Source organism: Bacillus sp. FSL K6-1000, assembly GCF_038630785.1.
In the GTDB taxonomy this organism is placed as follows: domain Bacteria; phylum Bacillota; class Bacilli; order Bacillales; family Bacillaceae; genus Bacillus; species Bacillus safensis.
Genome location: NZ_CP152042.1, coordinates 3,145,260 through 3,165,438, shown reverse-complemented (window position 1 = coordinate 3,165,438; position 20,179 = coordinate 3,145,260). Strand labels below are relative to the sequence as shown.

Genomic DNA, 20,179 nt, shown 5'->3' with positions numbered 1-20,179 from the left:
TCTGACATAAAAACCACCTTCAGGAGACACAATATCCGAAGGGAGGCGGTGCAAGATGGTGAACGTGAGCAGACAAATCATGCTTTTATGTTTTTTTATCATTCTTTTTTGTTTCAGTCAGCCTGCTTTAGCAGGACCTTTTATTCAAGCAGAAGTGAATGTACCGGACAAGCCTTTTTCGCCTTTTATCTTTGATCAATTTCATGTGGATGTCCGCCCGGTTCAAGGAAAAAGCCATGACCTTCAGTTTCGTGCGTCCATTAGTGACCAACAACAGATTTTGTCTGCGAACTTGTATTATAAACAAAGTGATGAACTGGGGTATCGCTTGATTCCAATGGAACGGCTGCCCGGAATGAAGCCAGAATTTACAGCGAAAATTCCGCCAGATCAATTATGGAATCCAACCGTTCATTACTATACAGAGTTCCTTACGCAAAAATCAGTGATCAAAACAGCAGAGAAATCGGTTCATTTAAATGGATTTGAAGAGGATCTTTCGCATATTCCGGACTTATTCATCACAGAAATTGTCGTTAATTCAAAAAACCGAAAAGGCAAAGATGCTTTTGAGTTTATCGAAGTGTATAACACGACACATGCGCCTATCTCACTTAAACATTATCAGCTCCGCTACCGCAATCCCACGCAGGGTATCGAATTGGATGATGTATATTCCTTTCATAAAAATCCAATCACCATTTCACCTGGAAAACCTTATGTTTTTTGGCTGAGAAAAAAAGGGCAGGAGCATTTAACTGTAGCGGACTTTAATGCCATGTACAAAAGCCAATTAAAAGAGGGCGAGCATCTAACCATTATCGAGAGCAAAGGGCTGTCCAACTCTAAATCTCGTCTTGTTTCGATCACAACAAATATAGGTGAAGAGATTTCTTCTGCCGCATTTCGTTTGAAGCCATCATGGTTTAGCGAGCATAAATCCTTGCTGTTTAAGTATCCAATGGATGGTACGACGCAGACGAAGCTGATTTCGAAAATTGAGGAAGAGCCCACTCCAGGTAATGTGCTAAAAGCACAAATTCCATCTGAGAAAAAGGAAATTTCTCAAGATATCCATAAACCTGTGATTGAAGATATGACGATAAGGAAACCGGTGAAACCAACTGAAAGCGTAGAGATTAAAGCAGATGTCCAGGATGATCAGGCCGTGAAAACCGTCAAGCTGCGTTATCGAACGAATCGAAAAGAAGCGTTCAAGGAAATACTGCTGCAAAAAGACCAAAATGACCGGTTATTTCATCATATTATTTATTCACCTGAGTTGATTGGGAAGGAACAATTGGAATATCAGCTTGAAGCGTCAGATGGCGAAAATGAAACCAAGACGTTGAAAAAAACGGTTGATGTGGAGCAGGTTAGCAAAGCCCACGGTCTCCGATTCAATGTAGAAGAGGGAGATACGGTTTCAGGGTTATTTTCATTAAAGGCAACGTCTGATCAGAAAAAAAGCATCGAATTACGGATAGATGGAAAACGGAATCAGCAAGTATCCGCTGCCCTTGAAGCAGATCCATATATCGCATTTGATGTCAAAGGAACAAATTTATATTTTAAAAATGGGGTATCTATAGGTAAGCGTTTACTTTCTGTTTTTGATGATTCGACAAAAGTGTATCGTACCTATACAATGCCAATACCAGAAGAAGAGATAAAAAAGGCAGGTCTCCAAACGATCTCATTCCACGCTGGCACAAAGTCTTCTCCGATAGACAGGCTCCCTGGAGAGAATCATGATGATTTTGAATTGAAAAACGTCAGGATGATCTTATCGAATGGAACACAAATTCATCCAATCAATGCGAAGCCGCAAAAAGAATGGAGAATGGGAGACAGCGGGAACGCAAAAAAGGTTAGAACGTTTCAATTTGAGATTCCAAAAGAGGCTTATGTCTCAACCTATATAAAGTGGGATACAAAAAGGCTGAAAGAAGGGCCGCACCTAATTGAGGCCAAAACCTCAGACGAGCATGCTTCAGTACGTGTGAAAGTTGATAACACTGGGCCGAGAATTAAGACCAACGTACAAGCAAAGGATCAATATAAAGGTGCCTTTACATTAAAAGCAAAAGTAACGGATCGTTGGAGTGATATAGAAGAGTTGAAGGCGTATGTAGATGGCAAACCAGTTTCTTTGCCATATCAGACGTCCTCTAGTGAATTAAAGCCTGGGAAGCACACGTTTATGGTCAAAGCAAAAGATGCTGCTGGGAACATGTCGACGTTGAAAAAAGAGTTCAAGACGGTACATGAGCATCCAGAAACACCAGAACGGGTAGCAGATAAGACGAAAATGAAATCATCAAAGCAAACTGTGCTAACCAAGGATCCAACCAATGATAAGTTAGATTACTCTTTTTATCGTGCCTATCAATATACATCGCTGCATCCTTCAATGAAGATTTTTAAGTATGCAGCAGAGACAGAGCCGCCAAAGAGTTTTCTTCAAAAAGGAGAAATGATTTTTTCTGATCAAGAAAGGAACCGCATTGCATTTGTTGATGGGAAGGCAGTTGAAACGAAGGATTTACAGCGTTTTCCTTATCATCGTTTTCAAATTAAGGTTCATCATGATGTGCGCGAAAAGGATGTCGTCGAAGCTGTATGGAAAGGGAGTTCATTGTCGGGGAGAAAGGTGACAATGTACGCATGGAATCACCAGCAGGAAAAGTGGGATAAAATCACTCATCACTTTGCGAAGGATCAAAAGGAATTTTACCTAAAAGGGCTGCTATCAGTGAGACAGTACATGAGGAATCAAACGTTTGATTTGCTAGTACAGGATGAAATCAGCAAATCACAAAAGCCATATAAGATGGTGTGGATGTCTGACACTCAATATTATGCAAAGAGCTATCCTCATATCTTTAAACAAATGGTCGAATGGATCAGAGATCAGAGGGAGAAATTAAACATTCAATATGTGTTCCATACAGGCGATATTGTGGATGATTCAAAGGATAAGCAATGGCACCGTGCTGATACATTTATGCGTGTATTAGATGAGAATCACATTCCCTATGGTGTTTTAGCAGGAAATCATGATGTTAGACACAAGGACGGTTTATATGCGGAATACGGGAAATATTTCGGGGAAAAACGCTTTGCTGATAAGCCTTACTATGGTGAATCCTATCGAAACAATAAAGGTCATTATGATCTCATCTCTGCCGGCGGCAATGATTATATGATGGTGTACATGGGCTGGGGGATTAAGCAAGATGAAATTGATTGGTTAAACCGCGTGATTTCTGAGCATCCAGATCGTATTGTCATTTTAAATTTCCATGAGTATTTGTTAGTGAGCGGCAATCGAAGCCCGATTGGCGATCTCATCTTCCATCAAGTGGTGAAACGCCATCCTAATATTGTGGCAGTATTTAGCGGCCACTACCATGGAGCCAGCAGGAAAGTAGATGAGCTTGATGATGACCATGATGGAAAAGCAGACAGGAAAGTATATCAAATACTCGCCGATTATCAGTCAGGACCTGAAGGTGGGCAAGGGTTTATGAGGGTCATAACAGCCGATCAAGAAAAAAATCAGCTTCATTTTACAACATATTCACCATACTTGAATAAAGAGCATTTTTACGATCCAAAAACGTATGGAGATCAAGATGAATTTTCAATCGATGTGGATTTGACACCGAAAATGAAATCTGTCAAAACCAATTATTTTGAACTCAATGTGTATACGAATGTTCTTCTAGGAGAAGCGCGCGGCGTAAAAAGCGGCAAAAAAGCGAGCTTTGAGTGGAAGGGCTTAAAGCCAAATGAAGATTATTATTGGTACACTGTAGCAAAAGATCGTTTCCAAGGAAAAGCCATTTCACCAATATGGAAAATTCATACAAAAAATGATGATGAAACAAAATTTCTTAGAAAATAAAAAAACAGTGCTCCGTGTCAGGGGCACTGTTTATCTTTCCATTGTATGAATGAGCTTGTAACGATCCCCTCTATAAACGGAAACAACATACTCAAATGGAACGTCTTGTTGAAAAAAAGTCGTTCTTGTTATGGAAAGCACAGGATCGCCTGTTGAAATAGACAGCAAGTATGCTTCTTCCTTTGAGGCAACATTGGCTTCAAGCTCCTGTTTGGCATGAGCAATGACATGACCAGTGTGAGTTTCTATATATTCATATAAAGAGCCAGTTAAATGTTCCTTTGTTAAATCTCCTGCAAATCTTTCAGGTATATAGCTCGTTTCAATCGCCATCGGTTCATCATTTGCAAGGCGTATCCGTTTTAGTTCAAAAACATCATCACTATTTGACAGTTGTAGGGCTGGCAGCAAGTGCTCTGGACATACGGTTTTTTTGAAGTCAATCAGCTGGCTTGATGCTTTGAGCCCTCGTTGCCTCATATCCTCTGAAAAGCTTGTTAAGCCTTGAAGCGGCTGTTCAAATTTTTTTCGGCTAACAAAGGTGCCTTTACCTTTTTGTCGATACAAATATCCTTCGTTCACAAGATTCGATAAGGCTTGTCTGACAGTCATTCGACTAATACCAAAGCGTTCGGCATATTCTCTTTCAGAAGGAATGAGTGTATCAGGTGCTAATGTTCCATCCTCAATCTGCTTTTTCAAGTTCTCCATAATCTGATGGTACATCGGAATAGGTGACTGCTTATCAATAAACATGTGAAAATCCTCTCGTTTTTAGCGTAGTGATCCAGCTTCTCGATCAATCAAAACTGTTACATCTTCATGGAGTTTCAGTGCAGATGCTGGGAAGTCTGGATGAATCTCTGCCTGTTCTAAATATTGTATCACTTTCGCTTTTGATTTTCCCGAAGCAAGAAGGAGAATCTTTTTACTTGAAAGAATGCTCGCAATTCCCATTGTGATCGCATGAGTAGGTACATCATCAATAGAAGAAAAGTATCTTGCGTTAGCCTGTCTCGTGTTCTCATCTAATTGCACGACATGAGTCTTTGAGTTGAAAAGGGTACCAGGTTCGTTAAAACCGATATGTCCATTTTGACCGATTCCAAGGAGCTGAAGATCGATGCCGCCTACATCCTCAATAAGCTGGTCATATCTTAAGCATTCCTTTTCTAAGTGAGCTGCATTGCCATTTGGAAGAAAATACTGACTCTGAGGGAGATCAATATGGTCAAATAAATGACGTTTCATGTAGGTCATATAACTATTTTCGTGTTCTGGATCAAGCCCTGCATATTCATCTAAATTGATTGTTTTTGTTTGCTTGAAAGACAATTGATGTGCTTGATGAAGTTGAATTAACTCCTTGTAAGTATCAATAGGTGTACCGCCCGTTGCTAGGCCGAGTACGGCATCGGGTTTAGCAGCTATTGCATGTGCAATAATGGCGGCTGCTTCTTTTCCTAATTGCTCCTTGCTTTCAAATTCGATGATGTTCATTAGTGGTTGGCCTCCTTTTTTTCAAAGACGATTTGTCCACGGCAGATCGTCATCATCAGTTCACCAGATTCATCCCAAATCACCAAATCTGCTAGTTTTCCAATTTCGATGGAACCGAGCTGTTGATCAAGTCCCAGCTGAGCGGCTGCATTGGTTGAGGTCATTTTCGCAATCTCTGTCCACTCACAATTTGTGAGCTGTTTCATCCGTTTGACGCCATCTTTCATTCGCAAAATCGATCCTGCAAGTGTACCATCTTCCAGCAATGCTTTTTCGCCGCTGACTGTGACCGTCTGACCACCAAATTCGTATGTTCCATTACCGAGCCCTTTTGCACGCATCGAGTCTGTGATCATGATTAAACGATCACTTCCTTTTGCCAAATACGCAAGCTTGATGGAAAGAGGATGGGAGTGAACCCCATCTGTGATCAGCTCGGTATAAAGGTTCTCATTCGTAAGAGCAGCACCTACAGCGTTCGGTTCACGATGCTGAAACGAACTCAGTGCATTATAAAGGTGCGTTACATGGCGTGCACCATGCTTAGCTGCTAAATTAATCATGTCATGTTGGGCATTCGTATGTCCAATAGAAGGGATCATGTTCTTTTCCTGTAACAGGGACAGAAAAGCAAAATCTGTGTCTTCCTCAGGCGCAAACGTGACAATTCGAATTAGCTGTTCAGATGCATCCAGCCATTTTTTAAAAAGCGGAATATCGGGCTGTTTAATCCATTGAACAGGCTGTGCCCCTGCCTTATCTTTAGAAATAAATGGACCTTCTAGGTGGATTCCTAGACATTGCGCCTGACTTCCTGCATGTTCTTCATTACTTTGTTTCCACTGAGCGACATTTTTAAGTGCCTGCTCAATCTCATGATGGTTTTGTGTAATGGTTGTCGCTAAAAAACTTGTCGTTCCTTCTGATGGAAGGTTGTCAGCGAGTGTATTCATCGCTTCTGCTGTCGCATCCATCATGTCTGCACCATATCCACCATGGATGTGAATATCAATCATTCCAGGGAGTAAATAAAAGTTTTCCCGGGAAATATATACTTTTTCATAATTTCCTGTCGGTGGTGATGTTGAAATATAGTCAATCTTGCCATCGCGTAAACCGACAAAACCGTTTTCAATGATCTTTGTCTTTGTCACAATATGAAGATTGGAGAGCAATAAAGAACCGCTCATGTTTGAGCCCCCTTATTCGTTATCTTTCATTTAAGTTTACTCTTTTTAAGTATAGTTGTCTATACCAGTGAGGGCGGTGAAACAGGAACAGGATAAAATACTGTTTTGGGTTCATCATTGAAAGTGATAAAATAGAGCTGTATTTCTGAATCGCCTGTGATAAAAGGAGGAAGAAGCGTGCCGAAAGTTCGTACGAAGGACATAATGGAACAATTTCATCTTGAACTGGTAAGTGGGGAAGAAGGGATTAATCGTCCCATTACAATCAGTGATCTTTCCAGACCAGGTATAGAAATGGCTGGTTATTTTACATATTACCCAAAAGAAAGAGTTCAACTTTTAGGGAAAACAGAGCTTTCTTTTTTTGAACAGCTCCCAGAACGAGAACGAAAGCAGAGAATGATGTCTCTTTGTACAGATATTACCCCTGCCATTATTTTGTCTCGAGATCGTGATGTGCCGAAGGAATTAATCGAAGCATCAAATGAAAATGGTGTGCCCGTTTTACGATCTAGTCTAAAAACGACAAGACTTTCGAGTCGATTGACCAACTTTTTAGAAAGTAAGCTGGCACCAACGACTGCCATTCATGGTGTGCTCGTAGATGTATATGGTGTAGGTGTATTATTAATTGGGAAAAGCGGAGTAGGAAAAAGTGAAACAGCCTTAGAATTAGTGAAGAGGGGACATCGCCTCGTTGCAGACGATTGCGTGGAAATCCGTCAAGAGGATCAGGATACGTTAGTCGGAAGTGCACCAGAGCTAATTGAACATCTTTTAGAAATCCGCGGGTTAGGCATTATTAATGTGATGACCTTATTTGGAGCAGGCGCTGTCAGAAGTTATAAGAGAATTACGATTGTGATGAATCTGGAGCTTTGGGAACAAGGCAAACAGTATGATCGTTTAGGACTTGAAGAAGAGAAAATGAGAATTATTGATACAGATGTGCCGAAGCTGACGATCCCTGTGCGGCCAGGTCGAAACTTAGCGGTTATCATTGAAGTGGCTGCGATGAACTTCAGGCTGAAACGTATGGGGCATAATGCAGCAGAACAATTTACAAGTAAACTTGCCGATGTCATTGAAGACAATGGCCAGGATGAATAGGAGTTGACTATATGAAAGAAGCAATTCAGCCAATTGATCCGATCGCTTTTCAGCTCGGACCTATTTCGGTTCATTGGTATGGTGTGATTATTGGGGTCGGAGCCTTGCTTGGACTCTGGCTCGCACTGAGAGAATGTGAAAAAAGAGGAATCAATAAAGATCTGTTTATTGACTTAATCTTATTTGCCATTCCAATCGCAATTATTTGTGCCCGAATTTATTATGTATCCTTCGAATGGGATTACTATCAGCAGCATCCAAACGAAATCATTAAAATCTGGAATGGTGGAATTGCGATTCACGGCGGGCTGATTGGTGCCGTGCTGACAGCCATCGTTTTTACAAAAGTGAGAAAGGTATCGTTTTGGAAAATAGCTGATGTCGCAGCACCAAGTATTTTACTAGGGCAGGCAATTGGACGCTGGGGGAACTTTATTAACCAAGAAGCGCATGGTGAGGCGGTTTCAAGAGCCTTTTTAGAAAATTTGCATCTGCCTGAGTTTATCATTAATCAAATGTATATTGATGGTACCTATTATCACCCGACGTTCTTATACGAATCATTATGGAATCTTGCCGGTGTTGTCATATTGATTTTATTACGGAGAACTTCGCTGCGCAGAGGCGAAATTTTCTTGTCTTATTTAATTTGGTATTCAATCGGCCGTTTCTTCATTGAAGGGATGAGAACAGACAGCTTAATGCTGACAGAGCATCTTAGAATCGCACAGATGATTTCGATTGCGATATTCGCAGTGGCTGTTCTACTGATTTTCTTTAGAAGAATGAAAGGGTACGCATCAATTCCGTATAAAGAGAACAATTCATCGAATTAAGCAGGGGGGATGAGAAGAGATGAGAGAAACATGGAAAAACGGCTTGAAAGCAGGGCTATCGACAACTTGGACTCTTGGCAAAGTTATCTTTCCAGTAACTATTCTCGTCAGTATCTTGCAGCATACGCCTGTCATGGATTGGATTATCCGATTCATTCAGCCATTTATGGGGCTGTTTGGTCTTTCGGGGGAAGCAGCGATTCCGCTTGTATTAGGAAACATGCTGAATTTGTATGCGGGAATTGCAGCCATTTTGACATTAGAGCTTCCTGTGAAGGAAGTGTTTATTTTGGCAGTGATGCTGTCCTTTTGCCATAACCTGATCATCGAATCGACAGTGGCGGCAAAGGTTGGACTGAGAGTATCTGTGATTTTGCTGGTTAGAATCAGTCTTGCTGTTATTTCTGCTATTGTCATTCATCTCGTTTGGCAGGGAGGCGAGGAGCCGGCGCAATATGGACTTTTGAGTGCAGCTCAGGCGGCTGATGTGCCTTCCAGTTGGTACATGATCGTTCTTCTTGCTATACAAAAAGCAGTACTCGGTGTGCTGCAGCTTGCCTTTATCGTTATCCCGCTCATGATCATCATTCAATTCATGAGAGATTTAGGCTGGCTTCATACACTGTCTAAGTGGCTGTCACCTTTTACTAGAATGCTTGGAATGAAAGAAAATACGTCTATGACAATGGTGGCTGGATTAACGATTGGTCTGGCGTATGGAGCCGGGGTGATGATGAAGGCAGTGGAAGAGGACGGTGTGAGTAAAAAGGACTTAACCCTTGCTTTTATTTTCCTCGTTGCCTGCCATGCGGTGGTCGAAGATACGCTGGTTTTTATTCCACTTGGTATTCCAGTATGGCCGCTTCTTGTGATCCGCCTGATTTCTGCAATTTTATTGACAGCTGCCATTAGCTATATTTGGCGGAAGCGGGAACATGCAGCTGTTAGAAAGGAAGCCATATGAACGAATCGACGATCAACACAGTGCTATTTGATTTAGATGGCACATTAATCAATACAAATGAATTAATTATTGCTTCATTTCAGCATACGCTGGACCATTATTACCCTGGTCAGTACAGCCGTGAGGATATTCTTCATTTCATTGGTCCGTCCTTGTTTGATACATTCTCTGCGATGGATCCTGAGTTGACGGATGACATGATTCAGATGTACCGCACGTTTAATCATGAGCAGCATGATCTGCTTGTGACTGAATATGAGACCGTTTTAGACACATTGAAAGTCCTGCAGGATCGAGGATTTAAGCTCGGTATTGTCACAACGAAGATACGGGATACGGTTTTAATGGGATTGAAGCTGACCGGTTTAGAGCCGTTCTTTGAGGTTATTGTGACGCTCGATGATGTACAAAATGAGAAGCCGCATCCGGAGCCTGTTCAGCTTGCATTATCAAAGCTTGGCAGTGATCCGCATGAAGCGGTGATGGTTGGTGATAATTATCATGACATTTTGTCTGGTCAAGCGGCAGGGACAAAAACGGCAGGTGTGGCTTGGTCTATTAAAGGAGAAGAGGCCCTTTTAAAGCATCGCCCTGACTTCATGCTGAAGAAAATGAGTGATCTCCTGGCGATTGTTGGAGCTGATTAAGTTGAGAAAAACAGATCGATATCCAGTAAAAGGGGTCAATTCGCTGCGGCAAGTCTATCGGACAGTTCCCTTTTTCAAAGTGGTGAAAAATTTCATTTTTATTCAAATGGCAAGGTACACGCCGTTTATGGGAATGAAAAATTGGATATACCGAACTTTTCTTCGTATGAAGGTCGGCGAGGATACGGCGTTTGCCTTAATGGTAATGGTTGATCTGATGTTTCCTGAGAAAATCACCGTCGGACGAAATAGTGTAATCGGTTATAACACGACCATCTTATCCCATGAGTATTTGATTAAAGAGTACAGACTTGGGGAAGTCTATATTGGTGATGAAGTCTTAATTGGAGCTAATTCCACTATTTTACCTGGTGTGACCATTGGGGATGGAGCGATCGTATCGGCTGGTACACTTGTTCATAAGGATGTGCCAGCAGGCTCATTTGTTGGAGGAAATCCAATGCGCATGATTTATACGAAGGAAGAAATGGAAGCACGTCAATCTAAGTCTGCTGAGTAGCTCGGCAGACTTTTTTGTTGACAATGTGACATGGTGTAACTATAATGATTACAACAGAGGTGAGAAAACATGAAAATCAGCAGCAGATTTACTGTCGCTGTCCATATTCTGGCCTTGCTATCACTTGAAAAAGGATCTTTACAGACATCGGAGGATATCGCAGGAAGTGTGAATACAAACCCAGTGGTCATCCGCCGCATTATGAGTAAATTGAAAAAAGCAGGCCTAATCTCAACGAGTCTTGGCAAAGGTGGTTCGCAGCTGAACCGCAGTGAAGACGACATCACATTGCTCGATGTGTATAAAGCGGTTGAAGTCGTAGATGAGGGTGAATTGTTTCAAATTCATGAAAGCCCAAATCCTGACTGTCCGATCGGTGCAAATATTCAAGCGGTGCTTGAATTAATTTTATGCCGCGCTCAAAGTGCGATGGAGCAAGTACTTGCTGAGATCAAATTAAGTGAACTAACGCATGTGCTAATCAAAAAAATTGGATGATCAATTCAATTTTTTTTACCTCTGTTGTAACCGAAATAGTTACACCTTTCTTTATCAACATAAAACCATATTGTAGGAGGAGTTAACATGAAAATTGGAATTATTGGCGCAACAGGAAAAGCAGGACAAGAAATTGTGAAAGAGGCTCAATCAAGAGGACATGAAGTAACGGCAATCGTCCGAGATGCACAAAAAATGACTGATTCATCACTAGCTGTTCTTGAGAAGGATGTGTTTCACTTGCAAGCAGATGACATCAAAGGATTTGATGTGATTGTGAATGCATTTGGCGCACCCCCTGGACAGGAGCATCTTCACGTAGAAGCTGGGAAAAAGCTGATTGATATTTTAAAAGAAACACCTGAGACTCGTTTAATCGTTGTGGGCGGAGCAGGAAGTCTATTTGTAGATGAGGCGAAAACAACAAGACTTGTGGACACACCAGAATTTCCGAAGGAGTATGTGCCTACTGCTTCTCAGCAAGGAGAAAATCTAAAAGATCTTCAACAGTCAGAGGGATTAAAATGGACATTCCTCAGCCCTGCCGCATTCTTTAATCCAGCTGGCAAACGTACAGGTTCATACGTGAAAGGGAAAGACAATCTAATTGTCAATTCTAAAGGTGACAGCTATGTAAGCTATGCTGACTACGCCATTGCACTGGTTGATGAAGTGGAGCAGGCAGCCCATGTTGGAGAACGTTTTACCGTTGTATCTGAAGCTGAATAAGCAGTTTCATGGCCGCCTAAAAATGATAAATGGGGAATCTAACGTATGAACGAGCAAGAATTGTCTTTCATTTATGTATGGGATGCGTATTGTGGCTGGTGTTATGGATTTTCAAACAGTATCCGCACTTTGCATGAAAATCATCCGGAGATATCACTAACACTTGTGTCGGGTGGTTTATTTGTAGGGGAAAGGAGTCTACCGATAAAAGATTATCCACACATCCCAGAAGCAAATCAGCGTATTAGTCAGCTGACTGGTGTCGAGTTTGGTGAACGTTATCAGAAGCTGCTAGCAAACGGAACGTTTCTTTTAGACTCTGAGGCTGCGGCCATTGGTTTTTCTGCATTAAGATCCATCGCACCTGAGCGTTCATTGTACTTGGCTTCATCGATGCAAAAGGCTTTTTATCAAGACGGAAAAAGTCTGAGTGATGAGGAAACGTATCGGGAGATCGCTTTGGCGCATGATCTTGATCCTGACGCAGTCATTGAACGTATGAAAACAAAAGAAGTGTTCAATGATGCATATGCTGACTTTGCGAAGGTTCATCAACTTCATGTGAATGGCTATCCTACACTTTTATTAAAAAGAGGGGATGAATACTTCAGCTTGGGCGGAGGTGCAATGACGGCTGAAAAGCTTGAAGACCGCCTAAAGGAATTTCTAGAAAAATAAATCATTTAAAAACAACCTCTATGCGGATAGAGGTTGTTTTTTACGCTTTAATGATAATCGCCTGACTGCCCATCTGTTCCCAAGAATCTTCAAATTGATCACGGTCGACCTTTTGATTCTTTTCTCCATATGGGTTATTCAAGTAGACATGCTCCTTGTCATAGCCTGTGATGACTACGCTATGCACATTAAAGCTTACATCTATTTTGCCATTTGGTGTATTCCAAGTTTCGATGTTATCGGTTTTGTCGAAGGTGGATGTCGTAATCACCCAGACAGGATAGCCCTTTTCAAGTGACTGATAGATGGCCTTTTTAACAGGCTTTCCGGTTAAGTCGACAACTTGATCGCCCGCGTATTTTTTCGCAAGCTGATAAATCGGTTCGTGGTAAACCCCAAGACCCGGTCCATTCTCCATATCGCCTACAAATCCGTCATGAGGGTCACCTTTTAAGCCATTTTCATAATTGAGCGGAACACGTTTGATTTCATTTGCCAATGCGTTTTTCGTTACGTGCTCATAGCCGCTGTAATGAAGCAGCATCGCTAAGCTCGTGACTTCGCATCCATTATAAAGCCTTGGTGCATCCATTTGATTGTAGAGAATGACGTCCATGGCTTTTTTGCTTCCTTTTAGTGAATGATGTGTGGTTTCTGCTTTTTTTGTTGAACGAGTTTCTTCAGCCGCGAGTGCCGTATCGTTTTCTTTTTTTGCTGCTTCTTGCGGCGAAGCTGTTTTCTTGACTTGGTCGATTTGTGAAACGTATATAAAGCCGAAATAAACAAGACATGCGCACAACAAAGTTAAGATTAATGTCTGGATGAACTTCACTGTTAATCTCCTGTGTTATTCAATATTTTTAAGTATTATAGCACGTTCCTTCACCGAACATGCAGAAAAGGCACAGGTGTCACTTGAATGTAATAATTCCAGAATATGTTGATGAAAATAGAGAGAAATAAAAATGATTGATTTAATCACTTTATTTTGTTAGCATATTATCATATTAGCGAACTAAAGGATTCGGAATTTTTTGTTTTAATGTGTTGGAGGTGCGGAAGAACATGTTTATGTTTGAGAAACCATATGGTATGCGGGATTCATTACCTGGATTGTATGAGACGAAGAAAAAAGTGAGACATTCTTTAACAGAGGTCATGAATGGTTGGGGTTTCCGTTTAATGGAGACACCAACGCTTGAATTTTACGATACAGTCGGTGTGCAATCAGCGATTACTGATACACAACTTTTTAAACTTCTTGATCAAAACGGGCAAACCCTTGTACTGAGACCTGATATGACAGGTCCGATTGCAAGGGTGGCGGCTTCTAAGCTTCATGAACAGGCGTATCCGCTTCGTGTCGGGTATGCAGCGAGTGTGTTTCGTGCGCAGGAAAGAGAAGGCGGAAGGCCTTCGGAATTTGAGCAGGTCGGAATTGAATTGATTGGTGATGGTTCAATTAGTGCAGATGCTGAAGTCATCGCACTTGCCGTATTTGCCTTAAAAAATGCCGGGCTAAGGTCCTTCAAAATCGCGATCGGGCATGTCGCTTTAGCAGAGACGTTATTTGTCGATGTACTCGGAAATACAGAGCGTGCAAACGTCCTTCGCCGCTTCTTATATGAAAAGAATTATGTAGGATACCGACAGCATGTGAAACAATTACCGCTTTCCTCCATCGATAAAATGAGGCTGTTACAGCTTTTAGAGTTAAGAGGCGGCCAAGAAGTGATAGAGCGGGCAGAGGAAATCGTCGTTTCACAAGAAGGAAAAGAGGTGCTCGCACAGTTAAAGTCGCTATGGGAGACACTTGAAGATTACGGCTGTACAGAATATATCCGTTTAGATTTAAGCATGGTGAGTCATATGAGCTATTATACGGGTATTTTGTTTGAAGTATTTGCTGATCATGTTGGGTCGGTCATCGGAAGTGGCGGTAGATATGATCAATTGCTTGCTCATTTTAATGCACCCGCACCAGCTACAGGGTTCGGACTTCGACTAGACCGTCTTCTTGAAGCGCTCGATGCAAAAGAGATCAATGAGCCGCAGGAGGCTGTGATTTTTAGCAAAGAACAAAGACTTGAAGCTTTTGCTTTTACAGAAAAGGAGCGCTCAAAAGGGAAAAAGATCGTCCTGCAAGACTTAGCGGGGATTGAAAATATTGACGCGATGACCAAGGCATTTGAACAGGTGACTTATTTTATCGGCGCTAGAAAGGAAGAGCGAAATGAGTAAAGTGTTGACGATGGCGATGCCAAAGGGCCGGATATTTGAAGAAGCAGCAGGGCTGTTAAGACAGGCGGGGTACCAGCTGCCAGAGGAATTCGAGGATTCAAGAAAATTAATCATAGATGTACCAGAAGAAAACCTCCGCTTTATTTTAGCCAAGCCAATGGATGTGACCACCTACGTAGAGCACGGTGTGGCGGATGTTGGCATTGCAGGAAAGGATGTCATGCTCGAAGAAGCTCGTGATGTGTATGAAGTGCTCGATTTAAACATCAGTAAATGTCATTTAGCTGTTGCTGGTTTGCCAGGAGCGAGCTGGGGTGGTGTCGCACCGCGTGTGGCAACAAAGTACCCAAATGTCGCATCGTCCTATTTTAGAGAGCAAGGGGAGCAGGTGGAGATCATTAAGCTGAATGGTTCCATTGAATTAGCACCGCTCATTGGGCTTGCCGATCGCATTGTTGACATTGTCTCTACAGGTCAAACACTAAAGGAAAATGGACTTGTGGAAACGGAGCATATTTGTGATATCACGTCACGTTTTATTGTCAATCCTGTGAGCTACAGGATGAAGGATACGGTGATCGATGAAATGGCACAGCGTCTTGCAAGAATTATTGAAGGAGAAGGGGAGGAATCATCATGAACATCACCTGCATACAAGAAGGTGAGACAGATACTCTCTCACTCAAACGGTCTTTAGATACAGGAACAGAAGAGCAGCGTCAGGCTGTTCAGCGCATTATACAAGAAGTGAGAACAAATGGTGATGAAGCTGTACGGTCTTTTACAAAGCAATTTGACGGTGTGTTGATTGAACATTCGCTTGTCACAGAAGGTGAAATGGAAGAAGCTTACGAACGTTTGGATAAAGAGATGGTTCAGATTATCCAAACGGCTATCAAGCATATTCGCACATACCATGAGCGCCAGTTGACATCCTCTTGGTTTTATCATCAAAAGGACGGCTCAATGCTTGGTCAAAAGGTGACACCGCTTGATGCGGTAGGTGTGTATGTCCCGGGCGGAACAGCTGCCTATCCATCATCTGTCTTAATGAATGTAATCCCTGCGCTAGTCGCTGGCGTTGAACGAATCGTTCTTGTGACACCCCCTGGGAAAGATGGACGTCTCTCTGACGCTGTCTTAGTTGCGGCGAAGGAGCTTGGTATTTCTGAGATGTATAAAATGGGCGGTGCACAGGCGATTGCGGCACTTGCCTATGGAACGGAAAGCATCAAGCCTGTTGATAAAATCACAGGTCCAGGGAACATTTATGTAGCGCTGGCAAAGCGGGAAGTATTTGGTCAGGTAGATATTGATATGATTGCAGGTCCAAGTGAAATTGCAGTTCTAGCAGACGAAACAGCAGTCGCGCATGAGGTAGCGGCGGATTTACTTTCGCAGGCAGAGCATGATGCGCTGGCATCTAGTATTTTGGTAACACCGTCTAAGACACTTGCTGAAAGCGTGCAGACTGAAGTCAGAAAGCAGCTGGATACTTTGCCGAGAAAATCAATCGCAGCACAATCCATTCAAGATCATGGCCATATTTACGTGACAGAATCAATCGATCGTGCAGTAGACGTCATCAATCAATTAGCACCAGAGCACTTAGAGGTGCTGACAGCATATCCAGAATCACTTCTTGGTCAAATCAAGCATGCGGGCGCGATTTTCTTAGGACGCTATAGTCCAGAGCCGGTGGGCGATTATTTTGCAGGACCGAATCATGTGCTGCCAACAAACGGAACAGCTCGATTCTCCAGTCCGCTTGGTGTGACTGATTTTCAAAAGAAAACGAGCATTATTTCATATAGTCAAGAGGCCTTTGAAACACATCGGGAAAGCATTGCCGCTTTTGCCAGATTAGAAGGGCTTGAAGCACATGCAAGGTCGATTGAAGCGAGAAAGCGGGAGGAATCGTAATGAGACAGGCGAAAACAGCGAGAAAAACAAATGAAACGAACATTTCATTAGCGCTAGAAATTGATGGAGAAGGAAAAGCAGATATTCAAACAGACGTCCCTTTTATGACGCACATGCTTGATTTATTCACGAAGCATGGACACTTTAATTTGACTGTCGATGCGAAAGGAGATACGGATGTTGATGATCACCACACAACAGAAGATATCGGCATTGTGCTCGGGCAAATGTTTAAGGAAGCGTTAGGCGATAAAAAGGGAATTAAGCGGTATGGTTCAAGCTTTGTTCCGATGGACGAAACTCTTGCCCAGGTCGTGGTCGATTTAAGCAATCGTCCTCATTTGGAAATGAGAGCGGCCTTTCCAAGTCAAAAGGTAGGTACCTTTGATACAGAGCTAGTACATGAGTTTCTGTGGAAATTTGCACTTGAAGCCCGGATCAACCTTCATGTCATTGTTCACTACGGAACGAATACACACCATATGATTGAAGCCATTTTTAAAGCGATGGCACGTGCCTTAGATGAAGCAACAACCATTGATCCACGTGTGAAAGGAATTCCTTCGACAAAGGGGATGCTCTAATGATCGGAGTCATTGATTACGGAATGGGAAATTTGTTCAGCGTATCAAAAGCACTGGAACGAGCAGGTGCCCGTTATATCGTTTCCTCTGATGTGGAGGAGCTGAAAAAAGCAGATGCTTATATTTTGCCCGGAGTTGGTTCGTTTCGTGATGCAATGCAGCTGTTAAAAGAGACTGGACTTGAGGCGTTTATTCATCAAGTTGTGCAGGAAGGAAAGCTGTTATTCGGCATTTGCCTTGGCATGCAGCTGTTATTTGAAGAAAGCGAAGAGGCAGGCCGCACAAAAGGATTGGGGCTGTTAAAAGGGCGTGTCGTTCTTTTAAAAGATCGTGATCAGGACGGGCAAAGGCTGAAGGTACCTCATATGGGGTGGAATGAGCTCACATTTCATCAGCCCTCCCCATTGTTTGACGGTGTACCAGAAGGATTTGCATACTTTGTTCACTCTTATTATGTGAGTGATATGAACCCAGATGAGCAATTAGCAAGCGCGGACTATGGTGTTCAAGTACCAGCAATCGTTGGCAAGGGAAATGTGCTTGGTGCACAGTTTCACCCTGAAAAAAGCAGTACAACGGGAATGGCGCTGCTCAAACAATTTATTCAATTAGCAAACGAACAGAGGGTGAGCAAATGAGTGAGTTTACATTATATCCAGCGATTGATATGAGAAATGGCAAATGTGTACGTCTTGTACAAGGTGATTATGATCAAGAAACCATTTATGGAGATTCACCGCTCGACATGGCCGCGAAATTTGCGAAGGATGGAGCAACGTGGATTCATCTTGTGGATCTAGATGGTGCAAAAGCAGGGAAACGTGTCAATCATGAGCATGTGTTGGCGATTGCATCTTCTTTAGATGTGAAGGTACAAATCGGCGGCGGTATTCGGACAGAAGAAGACGTTGCTTTTTATTTAAAGAGCGGCGTCGATAGAGTGATACTTGGCAGCTCAGCTGTATCTAACCCAGCCTTTGTGAAAAAAATGCTGGCGCAATATGGAGAGAAAATCGCAATTGGGATTGATGCGCGAAATGGCTTTGTATCGACTGAAGGGTGGCTTGAAACGTCTAAAGTGAAGGCAGAGGAGCTCGGCAGGGAATTGGCAAAGGAAGGCGCAGAGGTCTTTATTTTCACCGATATTCAAATGGATGGCATGCTGTCTGGTCCCAATGTGGAAAGCACGGTTCGCTTAGCAGAAGCAACCGGCAAACAAGTGATTGCTTCAGGCGGTGTCAGCGCGGTAGCTGATCTTCAAAAGCTGTCAGCGCAAAAAGAAACTGGTGTGTCTGGTGCGATCATTGGAAAAGCACTTTACACGAAGCAGTTTACTTTAGCGGAAGCATTTGAAGGGCTTGACCGCATATGATGACAAAACGAATCATCCCATGTCTTGATGTGAAGGAAGGGCGTGTTGTCAAAGGAGTGCAATTCCTAGGCTTAAAGGATGCTGGTGATCCGGTAGAATTAGCGCAGATCTATGATGAGGCAGGGGCGGATGAACTCGTCTTTCTTGATATTTCTGCGTCGCATGAAGGCCGGAAAACGATGGTGGATGTGGTCAAACAAGTCGCGTCCACTCTTGCCATACCATTTACGGTAGGAGGCGGGATTAACCACCTTGATGACATGAAGCGTATATTAAGAGCGGGTGCAGACAAAGTATCTGTCAATACAGCAGCTGTGTTAAGGCCAGAACTGATTTCAGAAGGCGCTGACTTTTTTGGCTCCCAGTGTATCGTTGTCGCAATTGATGCAAAATACGATGAAGAGAAAAAAGCATATATGGTCTATACACACGGAGGACGCCGTCAAACAGATTTAGAGGTTAGCGACTGGGCGAAGGAAGCTGTGCAAAGAGGTGCAGGAGAGATTTTGTTGACAAGTATGGATGCAGATGGTGAAAAGACAGGCTTTGATCATCGATTGACAAAGCTTGTATCAGAGGCAGTCACTGTGCCAGTTATCGCTTCTGGCGGCGCTGGCAATGCCCAGCATATGCTGGAGGCATTTACAAAAGGAGAAGCTGATGCAGCATTAGCAGCCTCCATTTTCCATTATAAAGAAACCTCCATTCACGAGGTGAAGACATATTTGAGAGAACACGGGGTGAAGGTCAGATGAAACAGGCAAATGAATTAACTTTTAATGAAGCAGGCCTGATTCCTGCGATTGTACAGGATGCTCAAAGTAAGGAAGTACTGACGCTGGCATATATGAATCAAGAATCCTATAAAAAAACGCTGGAGACAGGTGAAACATGGTTTTATAGCCGGTCGAGAAACGAACTTTGGCACAAAGGCGCCACTTCTGGGCATACCCAGCAAGTGATTTCTATTCGATATGACTGTGACAAGGACGCTTTGCTTGTCCTTGTCGCGCCAAGCGGCCCAGCCTGCCATACTGGCAGCTATAGCTGTTTTTCGGAAGAAGGCGTAAAGCGTCAAAGCGAAGAGCAGGATCGTTTTGCGATATTAAATGAACTTGAACAGGTCATTGCAAAGCGTCAGGCGGAAATGCCTGAAGGTGCTTATACTACCTATCTATTTGAAAAAGGGGTCGATAAAATCCTGAAAAAGGTAGGGGAAGAAGCGTCTGAGGTGATCATTGCAGCGAAAAACCGGGATCAAGAAGAATTGAAATGGGAAACAGCGGACCTCCTCTATCATCTTCTTGTGCTATTACGTGAACAGCAATTACCGCTTGATGATGTATTAAAGGTATTAAAAAAGCGTCATCAAGGTGAATGAAAAGCCGGGGGATATCCCAGGCTTTTTATTTTTAAATGAAAAACAAATCCTTCCTTTCCTTTTGTTCTATGTGACGACTGGTGAAGTATGTTATAC

The 20,179-nt window shown here is 42.7% G+C and carries 21 protein-coding genes; 17 read left to right on the top strand and 4 right to left on the bottom strand.

Features of this window, described 5'->3' with window-relative positions; genetic code table 11:
* Positions 1-55 precede the first annotated feature (55 nt).
* Positions 56-3,910 carry a metallophosphoesterase gene (locus MHI46_RS16530; RefSeq protein WP_342502958.1) on the top strand — a complete coding sequence of 1,285 codons (3,855 nt, stop codon included), beginning with the start codon at positions 56-58 and terminating at the stop codon, positions 3,908-3,910.
* Positions 3,911-3,940: 30 nt separating this feature from the next.
* Here MHI46_RS16530 and MHI46_RS16525 read toward each other — a convergent pair whose 3' ends face one another.
* Genes MHI46_RS16525 through nagA form a run of 3 tightly spaced genes read right to left on the bottom strand, consistent with a single transcriptional unit; the run spans position 3,941 to position 6,600 of the window.
* Positions 3,941-4,666 (bottom strand): GntR family transcriptional regulator, encoded by a 726-nt coding sequence (locus MHI46_RS16525; protein ID WP_039181699.1) that lies wholly within the window; start codon positions 4,664-4,666, stop codon positions 3,941-3,943.
* A gap of 18 nt (positions 4,667-4,684) precedes the next feature.
* On the bottom strand, positions 4,685-5,410 hold the full coding sequence (nagB, locus tag MHI46_RS16520) for a glucosamine-6-phosphate deaminase (protein WP_260774902.1): 726 nt from the start codon (positions 5,408-5,410) through the stop codon (positions 4,685-4,687).
* Positions 5,410-6,600, bottom strand: a complete 1,191-nt coding sequence (gene nagA, locus MHI46_RS16515; protein WP_260774901.1) for an N-acetylglucosamine-6-phosphate deacetylase — start codon at positions 6,598-6,600, stop codon at positions 5,410-5,412. Before nagA ends, nagB begins: the two co-directional genes overlap by 1 nt.
* A 177-nt stretch (positions 6,601-6,777) precedes the next feature.
* On the opposite strand from nagA, the gene hprK reads away from it, so the two are divergent.
* From hprK to MHI46_RS16475, 8 genes are all read left to right on the top strand, one after another.
* A complete protein-coding gene (hprK, locus tag MHI46_RS16510) occupies positions 6,778-7,710 on the top strand; it encodes an HPr(Ser) kinase/phosphatase (protein ID WP_024423572.1) in 933 nt (310 codons plus the stop codon).
* A gap of 11 nt (positions 7,711-7,721) precedes the next feature.
* On the top strand, positions 7,722-8,546 hold the full coding sequence (gene lgt / locus MHI46_RS16505; RefSeq protein ID WP_099663659.1) for a prolipoprotein diacylglyceryl transferase: 825 nt from the start codon (positions 7,722-7,724) through the stop codon (positions 8,544-8,546).
* Between the two features lie 19 nt (positions 8,547-8,565).
* A complete protein-coding gene (locus tag MHI46_RS16500) occupies positions 8,566-9,510 on the top strand; it encodes a nucleoside recognition domain-containing protein (protein WP_327842125.1) in 945 nt (314 codons plus the stop codon).
* Positions 9,507-10,157, top strand: a complete 651-nt coding sequence (gene ppaX / locus MHI46_RS16495) for a pyrophosphatase PpaX (protein ID WP_039181686.1) — start codon at positions 9,507-9,509, stop codon at positions 10,155-10,157. Before MHI46_RS16500 ends, ppaX begins: the two co-directional genes overlap by 4 nt.
* 1 nt (position 10,158) lies before the next feature.
* Positions 10,159-10,677: an acyltransferase gene (locus MHI46_RS16490; RefSeq protein WP_039181684.1), complete on the top strand. Its 519-nt coding sequence runs from the start codon at positions 10,159-10,161 to the stop codon at positions 10,675-10,677.
* A 69-nt stretch (positions 10,678-10,746) separates the two neighbouring features.
* Positions 10,747-11,175 carry an Rrf2 family transcriptional regulator gene (locus tag MHI46_RS16485; RefSeq protein WP_024423567.1) on the top strand — a complete coding sequence of 143 codons (429 nt, stop codon included), beginning with the start codon at positions 10,747-10,749 and terminating at the stop codon, positions 11,173-11,175.
* 87 nt (positions 11,176-11,262) lie between these two features.
* Entirely contained in the window at positions 11,263-11,904 is a 642-nt protein-coding gene (locus MHI46_RS16480; RefSeq protein ID WP_106025584.1) for an NAD(P)-dependent oxidoreductase, read from the top strand.
* 45 nt (positions 11,905-11,949) lie between these two features.
* A complete protein-coding gene (locus MHI46_RS16475; RefSeq protein ID WP_106025585.1) occupies positions 11,950-12,582 on the top strand; it encodes a DsbA family protein in 633 nt (210 codons plus the stop codon).
* Positions 12,583-12,622: 40 nt separating this feature from the next.
* On the opposite strand, the gene MHI46_RS16470 is transcribed toward MHI46_RS16475, so the two are convergent.
* On the bottom strand, positions 12,623-13,414 hold the full coding sequence (locus MHI46_RS16470; protein ID WP_058837567.1) for a C39 family peptidase: 792 nt from the start codon (positions 13,412-13,414) through the stop codon (positions 12,623-12,625).
* A gap of 233 nt (positions 13,415-13,647) precedes the next feature.
* Here MHI46_RS16470 and MHI46_RS16465 point away from each other — a divergent pair, with 233 nt between their 5' ends.
* Genes MHI46_RS16465 through hisIE form a run of 8 tightly spaced genes read left to right on the top strand, consistent with a single transcriptional unit; the run spans position 13,648 to position 20,083 of the window.
* Positions 13,648-14,823: an ATP phosphoribosyltransferase regulatory subunit gene (locus MHI46_RS16465; RefSeq protein ID WP_342502957.1), complete on the top strand. Its 1,176-nt coding sequence runs from the start codon at positions 13,648-13,650 to the stop codon at positions 14,821-14,823.
* A complete protein-coding gene (hisG, locus tag MHI46_RS16460; RefSeq protein ID WP_039181668.1) occupies positions 14,816-15,463 on the top strand; it encodes an ATP phosphoribosyltransferase in 648 nt (215 codons plus the stop codon). Before MHI46_RS16465 ends, hisG begins: the two co-directional genes overlap by 8 nt.
* Positions 15,460-16,746, top strand: a complete 1,287-nt coding sequence (gene hisD, locus MHI46_RS16455; protein ID WP_342502956.1) for a histidinol dehydrogenase — start codon at positions 15,460-15,462, stop codon at positions 16,744-16,746. The genes hisG and hisD overlap by 4 nt, the downstream gene beginning before the upstream one ends.
* Complete coding sequence (hisB, locus tag MHI46_RS16450; RefSeq protein ID WP_024423560.1) at positions 16,746-17,330, top strand: imidazoleglycerol-phosphate dehydratase HisB; 585 nt, start codon at positions 16,746-16,748, stop codon at positions 17,328-17,330. Before hisD ends, hisB begins: the two co-directional genes overlap by 1 nt.
* A complete protein-coding gene (gene hisH, locus MHI46_RS16445; protein WP_064498000.1) occupies positions 17,330-17,968 on the top strand; it encodes an imidazole glycerol phosphate synthase subunit HisH in 639 nt (212 codons plus the stop codon). The genes hisB and hisH overlap by 1 nt, the downstream gene beginning before the upstream one ends.
* Positions 17,965-18,702: a 1-(5-phosphoribosyl)-5-[(5-phosphoribosylamino)methylideneamino]imidazole-4-carboxamide isomerase gene (hisA, locus tag MHI46_RS16440; protein WP_058837572.1), complete on the top strand. Its 738-nt coding sequence runs from the start codon at positions 17,965-17,967 to the stop codon at positions 18,700-18,702. The genes hisH and hisA overlap by 4 nt, the downstream gene beginning before the upstream one ends.
* A complete protein-coding gene (gene hisF / locus MHI46_RS16435) occupies positions 18,699-19,457 on the top strand; it encodes an imidazole glycerol phosphate synthase subunit HisF (protein ID WP_047201833.1) in 759 nt (252 codons plus the stop codon). Before hisA ends, hisF begins: the two co-directional genes overlap by 4 nt.
* Positions 19,454-20,083 carry a bifunctional phosphoribosyl-AMP cyclohydrolase/phosphoribosyl-ATP diphosphatase HisIE gene (gene hisIE / locus MHI46_RS16430; protein ID WP_126682338.1) on the top strand — a complete coding sequence of 210 codons (630 nt, stop codon included), beginning with the start codon at positions 19,454-19,456 and terminating at the stop codon, positions 20,081-20,083. Before hisF ends, hisIE begins: the two co-directional genes overlap by 4 nt.
* Positions 20,084-20,179 lie beyond the last annotated feature (96 nt).

Excerpts from the sequence above, each read along its gene's own strand:
- MHI46_RS16530 (WP_342502958.1), top strand. The coding sequence starts at position 56 with ATGGTGAACGTGAGCAGACAAATCATGCTTTTATGTTTTTTTATCATT.
- MHI46_RS16525 (WP_039181699.1), bottom strand. The coding sequence starts at position 4,666 with ATGTTTATTGATAAGCAGTCACCTATTCCGATGTACCATCAGATTATG.
- nagB (WP_260774902.1), bottom strand. The coding sequence starts at position 5,410 with ATGAACATCATCGAATTTGAAAGCAAGGAGCAATTAGGAAAAGAAGCA.
- nagA (WP_260774901.1), bottom strand. The coding sequence starts at position 6,600 with ATGAGCGGTTCTTTATTGCTCTCCAATCTTCATATTGTGACAAAGACA.
- lgt (WP_099663659.1), top strand. The coding sequence starts at position 7,722 with ATGAAAGAAGCAATTCAGCCAATTGATCCGATCGCTTTTCAGCTCGGA.
- MHI46_RS16500 (WP_327842125.1), top strand. The coding sequence starts at position 8,566 with ATGAGAGAAACATGGAAAAACGGCTTGAAAGCAGGGCTATCGACAACT.
- ppaX (WP_039181686.1), top strand. The coding sequence starts at position 9,507 with ATGAACGAATCGACGATCAACACAGTGCTATTTGATTTAGATGGCACA.
- MHI46_RS16485 (WP_024423567.1), top strand. The coding sequence starts at position 10,747 with ATGAAAATCAGCAGCAGATTTACTGTCGCTGTCCATATTCTGGCCTTG.
- MHI46_RS16480 (WP_106025584.1), top strand. The coding sequence starts at position 11,263 with ATGAAAATTGGAATTATTGGCGCAACAGGAAAAGCAGGACAAGAAATT.
- MHI46_RS16475 (WP_106025585.1), top strand. The coding sequence starts at position 11,950 with ATGAACGAGCAAGAATTGTCTTTCATTTATGTATGGGATGCGTATTGT.
- MHI46_RS16465 (WP_342502957.1), top strand. The coding sequence starts at position 13,648 with ATGTTTATGTTTGAGAAACCATATGGTATGCGGGATTCATTACCTGGA.
- hisG (WP_039181668.1), top strand. The coding sequence starts at position 14,816 with ATGAGTAAAGTGTTGACGATGGCGATGCCAAAGGGCCGGATATTTGAA.
- hisD (WP_342502956.1), top strand. The coding sequence starts at position 15,460 with ATGAACATCACCTGCATACAAGAAGGTGAGACAGATACTCTCTCACTC.
- hisB (WP_024423560.1), top strand. The coding sequence starts at position 16,746 with ATGAGACAGGCGAAAACAGCGAGAAAAACAAATGAAACGAACATTTCA.
- hisH (WP_064498000.1), top strand. The coding sequence starts at position 17,330 with ATGATCGGAGTCATTGATTACGGAATGGGAAATTTGTTCAGCGTATCA.
- hisA (WP_058837572.1), top strand. The coding sequence starts at position 17,965 with ATGAGTGAGTTTACATTATATCCAGCGATTGATATGAGAAATGGCAAA.
- hisF (WP_047201833.1), top strand. The coding sequence starts at position 18,699 with ATGATGACAAAACGAATCATCCCATGTCTTGATGTGAAGGAAGGGCGT.
- hisIE (WP_126682338.1), top strand. The coding sequence starts at position 19,454 with ATGAAACAGGCAAATGAATTAACTTTTAATGAAGCAGGCCTGATTCCT.